Origin of the sequence: Nocardia arizonensis, assembly GCF_001310275.1 — a bacterium.
Lineage (GTDB): Bacteria > Actinomycetota > Actinomycetes > Mycobacteriales > Mycobacteriaceae > Nocardia > Nocardia arizonensis.
Window position 1 is genome coordinate 24074 of record NZ_LGYZ01000079.1, and the last position, 6000, is coordinate 30073.

5 protein-coding genes and 2 pseudogenes are annotated in these 6000 nt (G+C 68.8%); 3 read left to right on the top strand and 4 right to left on the bottom strand.

The genetic code is table 11. The annotated features are described in order from the left end of the window. Nucleotides 1-107: 107 nt before the first annotated feature. Nucleotides 108-446, top strand: coding sequence for a DUF6247 family protein (locus APZ21_RS15390; protein ID WP_156371091.1), 339 nt, complete (start codon nucleotides 108-110; stop codon nucleotides 444-446). A 4-nt stretch (nucleotides 447-450) separates the two neighbouring features. After that, entirely contained in the window at nucleotides 451-705 is a 255-nt protein-coding gene (locus APZ21_RS15395) for a hypothetical protein (protein ID WP_054814006.1), read from the top strand. 293 nt (nucleotides 706-998) lie between these two features. On the opposite strand, the gene APZ21_RS15400 is transcribed toward APZ21_RS15395, so the two are convergent. Next, nucleotides 999-2522 carry a multicopper oxidase family protein gene (locus APZ21_RS15400; RefSeq protein WP_054814007.1) on the bottom strand — a complete coding sequence of 508 codons (1524 nt, stop codon included), beginning with the start codon at nucleotides 2520-2522 and terminating at the stop codon, nucleotides 999-1001. A gap of 79 nt (nucleotides 2523-2601) precedes the next feature. After that, nucleotides 2602-2991, bottom strand: a complete 390-nt coding sequence (locus APZ21_RS15405) for a DUF6153 family protein (RefSeq protein ID WP_156371092.1) — start codon at nucleotides 2989-2991, stop codon at nucleotides 2602-2604. Between the two features lie 265 nt (nucleotides 2992-3256). Between APZ21_RS15405 and APZ21_RS15410 the strand changes: the two are divergent. Beyond that, nucleotides 3257-5232, top strand: a pseudogene (locus tag APZ21_RS15410) (heavy metal translocating P-type ATPase). A gap of 28 nt (nucleotides 5233-5260) precedes the next feature. On the opposite strand, the gene APZ21_RS36325 reads toward APZ21_RS15410, so the two are convergent. Both APZ21_RS36325 and APZ21_RS34750 read right to left on the bottom strand, forming a co-directional pair. After that, nucleotides 5261-5725 (bottom strand): RDD family protein, encoded by a 465-nt coding sequence (locus APZ21_RS36325; RefSeq protein WP_082393137.1) that lies wholly within the window; start codon nucleotides 5723-5725, stop codon nucleotides 5261-5263. 95 nt (nucleotides 5726-5820) lie between these two features. Then, a pseudogene (locus APZ21_RS34750) lies at nucleotides 5821-6000 on the bottom strand (hypothetical protein); the annotation flags it as partial.

A 6000-nucleotide genomic window follows, 5' to 3' on the forward strand; every position in this document is an offset into this window, starting at 1 on the left:
CGATGGTGCCACCGCTGCGGCGGCCTGGCCGGGCGCGAGCAGGAGGAACGCGAGCAGGAGGATAGGAATCGCGTCGGGTGATCGAGCCGCGGGCTATCGTTATGGGTATGGCATCGCCTCAGCCCGCTTCCGCAGCGGGTGGTCCCGCGCTGGTCGCGCCGACCACTCCTGCCGCGATCCGTGACGCCTTGGTGGCCTCGGATCGCGCCGAGTTCGAGCGCCAGTACCGCGAGGAGATGACCGCGGCCGCCGAGTCGCTGGACCTGACCGGTGTGCTGTCGGTACTGGCCGAGTGGCGGGTGGTCGCCGACCTCACCCAGCGTCAGGGCGTGGCCGCCCACGAGCGGATGCTCGCGGTGGTGGCCGACCTGGAACAGGGCCGCCCGGTTCCGACCACCGGCGCCGCCGAGGTCCGCGCCATGATCGCCGCCCGGCTCGCCCAGTAGCCGCTTGTACTCCTACGAGCAGGCCGACGAGGTCGGCCAGGTACTCGCGGGGATGCCGATCGAGCTGCTGGAGCGTTTCGCCGAGCTGATCGCTTTCCTCGAACTCACACCGTGGACCGGTCAGCCCTTCCAGCCGCGCAATCCCGAGGGCAACCTGCGCAAGATGGTGTTCGGCTCGAACAGCGAGGCCTTGCTGGTGTATCTGATCCTCGAGGAACAGCGGCGCGTCGTCGGGATCAGCCTGATCTGGCTCGACTGACAACCAGGCCGGGGCAAGCCCTTGGGAGGGGCACAGGGGTGCCGGGGACCCCCACGGGGGGGTGCACCCCCGACCGCAGAGGACCCTGCCCCCAGCCTCTGATCAGCGGGGATTCAGCAGTTACGGCCGCTGGTGCGGGGTGCGCGGGCGCTGTGGGCGGCGTGACGTTGGGCGGCCTGGTCGTCGCGGTGGGCGATGATCTGGTTGGTGCGGGCCTTCCAGCGGTTCTGGTGGTCGGCGGCGACGCGGCCGAGTTCCCCGGCCTGGCGGGCGTCGGTCCCGGGCGCGTGTGGTCAGCGCACGTAGGACATGACGGTCATCATTCCCGCTTCCTGGTGATAGGCGTTGTGGCAGTGCAGCATCCATTGCCCCGGGTTGGTGGTGTCGAGGTCGGCCTCGACGGTCTGCATGGATGCGACCACGACGGTGTCCTTGCGGGGGCCGGTTCCCGCGGGGGTGCGGAGTTGGAAGGTGTGGCCGTGTAGGTGCATGGGGTGGAACATCATCGTCTGGTTGGTGAACCGCAGCCGGACCCGCTCTCCGGCGGCGACCTCGAGTGGGGTGCGTTGATCGTAGGTGCGGCCGTTGATGGTCCAGAGGTATCGGCGGCTGTCGGCGCCGAGCGCGACGTCCAGCGTGCGGTCCGGGTTCTTGCGCGGGAGGCTCGCGCTGTCGACCGCGGTGAGCTTGTCGGCGGTCAACGGGGCGGCGGTGAGTTCGGTGGGGCGGGTGCCGGCCGCGGGTGCGGTGCCGGTGCCGGTGCGGATGAGCGCGAATCCTTGGCCGGTTTTTCCTTCCGCGGCGGCGACGAGGGGGAACACGCCGTCGGCGAGGTCGATGATCGCGTCGTAGCGTTCGCCCATGCCGATGAGCAGGCCGGCGGCGGTGACCGGGACGACGGGGTAGCCGTCGGTGTGGGTGACACGCAGCCGGTGGCCGCCGACGGCGACACGGAAAGCGGTGTCGGCGGCGGCGTTGACGATCCGTAGCCGCATCCGCTGCCCGGGTTTGCCGGTCAGGGTGACCGGGTCGGTGCCGATGCGGCCGTTGATCAGGAAGTACGGGTAGTCTTTTACGTCGCCGGCGTCGCTGCCGAGCGGGGCGTCGGGGTCCGTCGGCATCGACATGCCGCCCATGTTCATCCCGCCCATGTTCATTCCGCTCGTGCCGGTGGTTTGCAGCTGTTGCAGTTGCCTGTCGGGGGTGCGTCCGGCGACGCCGTCGAGCCAGTCGTCGAGGACGATGACGGCTTCGATGTCGTAGTCGCGGCCGTCGGCCGGGTCTTCGACGATCAGCGGGGCGTACAGGCCGCGGTCGAGTTGCAGCCCGACATGCGGGTGAAACCAGTGGGTTCCCGGGTCGGGAACGGTGAACTCGTAGCGGAAGCTGCCGTTGGCCTCGATCTGGGGCTGGGTGATACCGGGGCTGCCGTCCATATCGTTGCGTAGCGCGACGCCGTGCCAGTGGACGGTGGTGGGTGCGGGCAGGGCGTTGGTGATCTGCGCGCGCAGCACCTCGCCGCGGGTGAGCCGGATCTCCTGGCCCGGCAGGCGACCGCCATAGGTCCAGGTCCGTACCTGGACGCCGCCGAGATCGACGGTTGCGGGCTCGGACCGCAATGCCACCTCCCGCACGGGGGCGTTCGCGGCGCGGCGCGCGGCCTCGGCGGCCCGGACCTCGCCGGAGTCGGGCAGCACCGGGCTGCCCGCGGGTCGGGTGCCGGTCGAACAGGCGGCGAGCCCGGCGGCGGCCGCTCCGGCGGCGAGGGTGAGGAATCCGCGTCGGTTCAGCGGAACGGGGGAGAACTGTGCTGACATGAGTGCTTCCTGGGTTCTGTCTCGGTCGGATGGCAGGCGTGAACCGCGCCTTGCCCGCATGGGCGGGCGCGGATGCCCGTCAGACCCGCAGGATCGACAGTTCGGCCAGGGACGGGGTGCGCGGAGGCGGAGATCGCTGCCGTTGTCGGCGCCAGACACCGGCGAGGGGGAGGCGGGTGGCGTGCGTGCCGCCCAGCTGATACAGCAGTACCAGAGCGATGCTCAGGATCGCGGCGGCCTCGATGAATACGCAGGGGTGAGTGGCGGTGTGCGCGCGGTGGTGATCGCCGGGGCCGTGGTGGGTGACCGTCGCGGCCGAAACCGCGTTGGGATGCGGGGCCGGAGAACCGGAGCCCGACCCGAGGGTGAACAATCCCGCGTGCATGCCCGCGACACCGAGCAGCAGCACGAGCAGGCCCAGCATCCGCAGCGGTCCGAAGGCGGGTTGTCGCCGGCGTCGAGCGCTCACGGTGCCATCATAGGAGCGCTACACCCGCATGCGCACCCTTACCGAGTTGGGGTATGTGCTGAGGTCGTCGGCGTCGTCGGGATTCTCGCCGTCACCGGGCGTGAGATCGCACCGCCGCCCGAGTGCTACCAGTTGGTCGCGGGTCCTCCCGGCGGCCGACGGTGGTCGTTCTCCCTGAAACAGGTGACCTCCACCGTGTCTCACAGAATACCCATAGGGGGTATATAGTGAGTGTGCTCGAGCGCCGCGAGACAGGAGTGGTGGGATGGTCGACGAAGCCGGACGAGGTACCGCGGTTCTGGACGTGCGTGGGCTGCGGTGGGCGAGTCAGCAGAACATCGTGACATCGGTGCTGGGGCGGCGGCCCGGGGTGGTGTCGGTGGAGGCGAATCCGGTGTCACAGACCGCCACCGTGGTCTTCGACACCTCCCGCACCTCGATAGCCGAGCTGCGGAACTGGGTCCGCGACTGCGGGTTCCACTGCGCCGGGCAGTCGATGCCCGCGCATCTCTGCGATCCCCTGGCCGAACCGAATCCGCTTCGCTGGCGATCACGCTCACCGGCGGCGGTGAGGTGTTCTACGAAGCGTCCACCATGCTGGCTACCTTCGTGCTGCTGGGGCACTGGTTCGAGATGCGGGCCCGCGGCGGCGCCAACGACGCGATCCGCACCCTGCTGGATCTCGCGCCGCCGAAGGCGGTGGTGATCCGTGACGGGCGAGAGGTCGAGATCCCCACGGCCGATGTCGTTGTCGGCGATGTGCTGCTGGTGCGGCCGGGCGCGAAGATCGCCGTCGACGGCGTGGTCACCGACGGTGACAGCGACGTCGACGAATCGATGGTCACCGGAGAAAGCCTGCCGGTACACAAACAACCCGGTTCGGCGGTGATCGGCGCGACCATCAACGCCAACGGCGCCCTGCGGGTGCGCGCCACCAAGGTCGGCGCCGACACCGCGCTGGCGCAGATCGTGAATCTGGTTCAGCAGGCCCAGAATTCGAAGGCGCCCGGGCAGAAGCTGGCCGACCGGGCCGCGTTCTGGCTGGTGCTGGTCGCCCTCGTCGGTGGCGGCCTCACCCTGGGAGCGTGGTTGCTCGCGGGCGCGAGCTTCGCGAAAGCGATGCTGTTCGCGATCACCGTCGTCGTGATCACCTGCCCCGACGCGCTGGGCTTGGCGACCCCGACAGCGATCATGGTCGGCACCGGGCTCGGCGCGAAGCGCGGTGTGCTGTTCAAGAACGCGATGGCCTTGGAGTCCTCGGCGCGGGTGCAGGTGGTGGTGATGGACAAGACCGGCACCCTCACCAAAGGCGAGCCGGAGGTCACCGACATCGTCACCGACGGCGACACCGTCTCCGACACCGAGTTGCTCGCTGTGCTCGCGGCGGTCGAACGCGAGTCCGAACATCCCCTGGCCGAAGCGATCGTCCGCTACGCCGAAACCCACGGTGCCGGCGCCGCGGTCGCGCGGCGGTTCGAGAACGTGCCCGGTCACGGGGCGATCGCCGTGGTCGGTGACCGCCGGGTCGTGGTCGGCAACTCGCGATTGTTCGAGCGGGAAGGCATCGAACTGGGCGACCTGGCCGCAGCCCGGGATCGGCTGGCCGGCACTGGCCACACCGCCGTGCTCGCCGCCATCGATGACAAGGCGGCCGCGGTGATCGCCATCGCGGATGCGCCGCGAGAGACCTCGGCCGCCGCCGTACGAGAACTGCACGACCTCGGCGTCGAAGTGGTCATGCTCACCGGCGACAACCGGGCCACCGCCGACCGCATCGCCGCCGGCCTCGGCATCGACACCGTGATCGCCGACGTGCTACCCGGCGACAAGGCCGCCCGGATCACCGAACTCCAGGCCGACGGCCGCAAGGTCGCCATGGTCGGCGACGGCGTCAACGACGCCCCCGCCCTGGCCAAGGCCGACCTCGGCATCGCGATCGGCGCGGGCACCGACGTGGCCATCGAAACCGCCGACATCGTGCTCATGCGATCCGATCCGCTGGACGTGCCCACCGCGATGCGAATCGGACGCGCAACCCTGCGCAAAATGCGTCAGAACCTGGCCTGGGCCGTCGGCTACAACACCGTCGCCCTGCCCATCGCCGCCGGCGTGTTCGAACCACTCACCGGGCTCACCCTGCGCCCGGAAATCGCCGCCATGACTATGTCCGGGTCGAGCATCATCGTCGCCGTGAACGCGCTGGCGCTCAAACGACTTCGACTGCCCGATCACTCCATATGACACCGCGGCCAGACTCGTCGTGGCAGCATCAGAGGGATATCGGTGCGCAAGTGAATCTTTCGCTCCGCAGCACGAACCACGCGGGTGCCGGTGGCGAGATCGTGCAGCGTGCGGCGCCTACCCGCTGGGATCGCCGCATTGACCCCACTTGTGATGTGATCGCCATTCGGATGACTGCCTGACACCACTCCAGCCGCGGCCGCGCCCACTCGCTCGCCGGCACTACCCGTAGTCCGAAAATGCCCTTCGCGAGACTCTGACCATCCCGACGCACTAGGAGGAAGACCTCCAACCCGATGTAGGCGACGAAGTAGCAGAACCATGCGTAGATCCCGGTGAGGAGATCGTCGAAGCGGTCGGGCGCCGCGAGTCCGACTGGAATAAAGAACAGACTCACCGGTATAGCGACGACAAAGGTCAACACCAGGCAGAACGCGAGATCGAGAACTCGGGTAAGAAGACGCAGCCAGAATGGCGCAGATTCGTGAGGCATGGCACTCTCCGGGGCGGTCGGGGGAGACGGTGTGCGAAATCGCGGAACTTTCGAACTCCAATGCCGCAATCGCCACACGCGCGAAACGCGTTACGTCAGTCGTCGCCGGCGAGCACCGCCGCGTCCGCTATCGCCTCGAGGCGTGCTTCCTCCATGCGCGGACGGAACCAACTCGGCAACTTGTCCTCGGAACGAGGAAAACGCTCCAACTCCCGAACGAAGCTGTTGTAGGCCGGACCGAAACCACGCCACGCCGGCTCACTGTCGTAATCGAA

Coding starts and splice junctions, on each gene's coding strand:
- APZ21_RS15390 (WP_156371091.1), top strand. CDS start 108: ATGGCATCGCCTCAGCCCGCTTCCGCAGCGGGTGGTCCCGCGCTGGTC.
- APZ21_RS15400 (WP_054814007.1), bottom strand. CDS start 2,522: ATGTCAGCACAGTTCTCCCCCGTTCCGCTGAACCGACGCGGATTCCTC.
- APZ21_RS36325 (WP_082393137.1), bottom strand. CDS start 5,725: ATGCCTCACGAATCTGCGCCATTCTGGCTGCGTCTTCTTACCCGAGTT.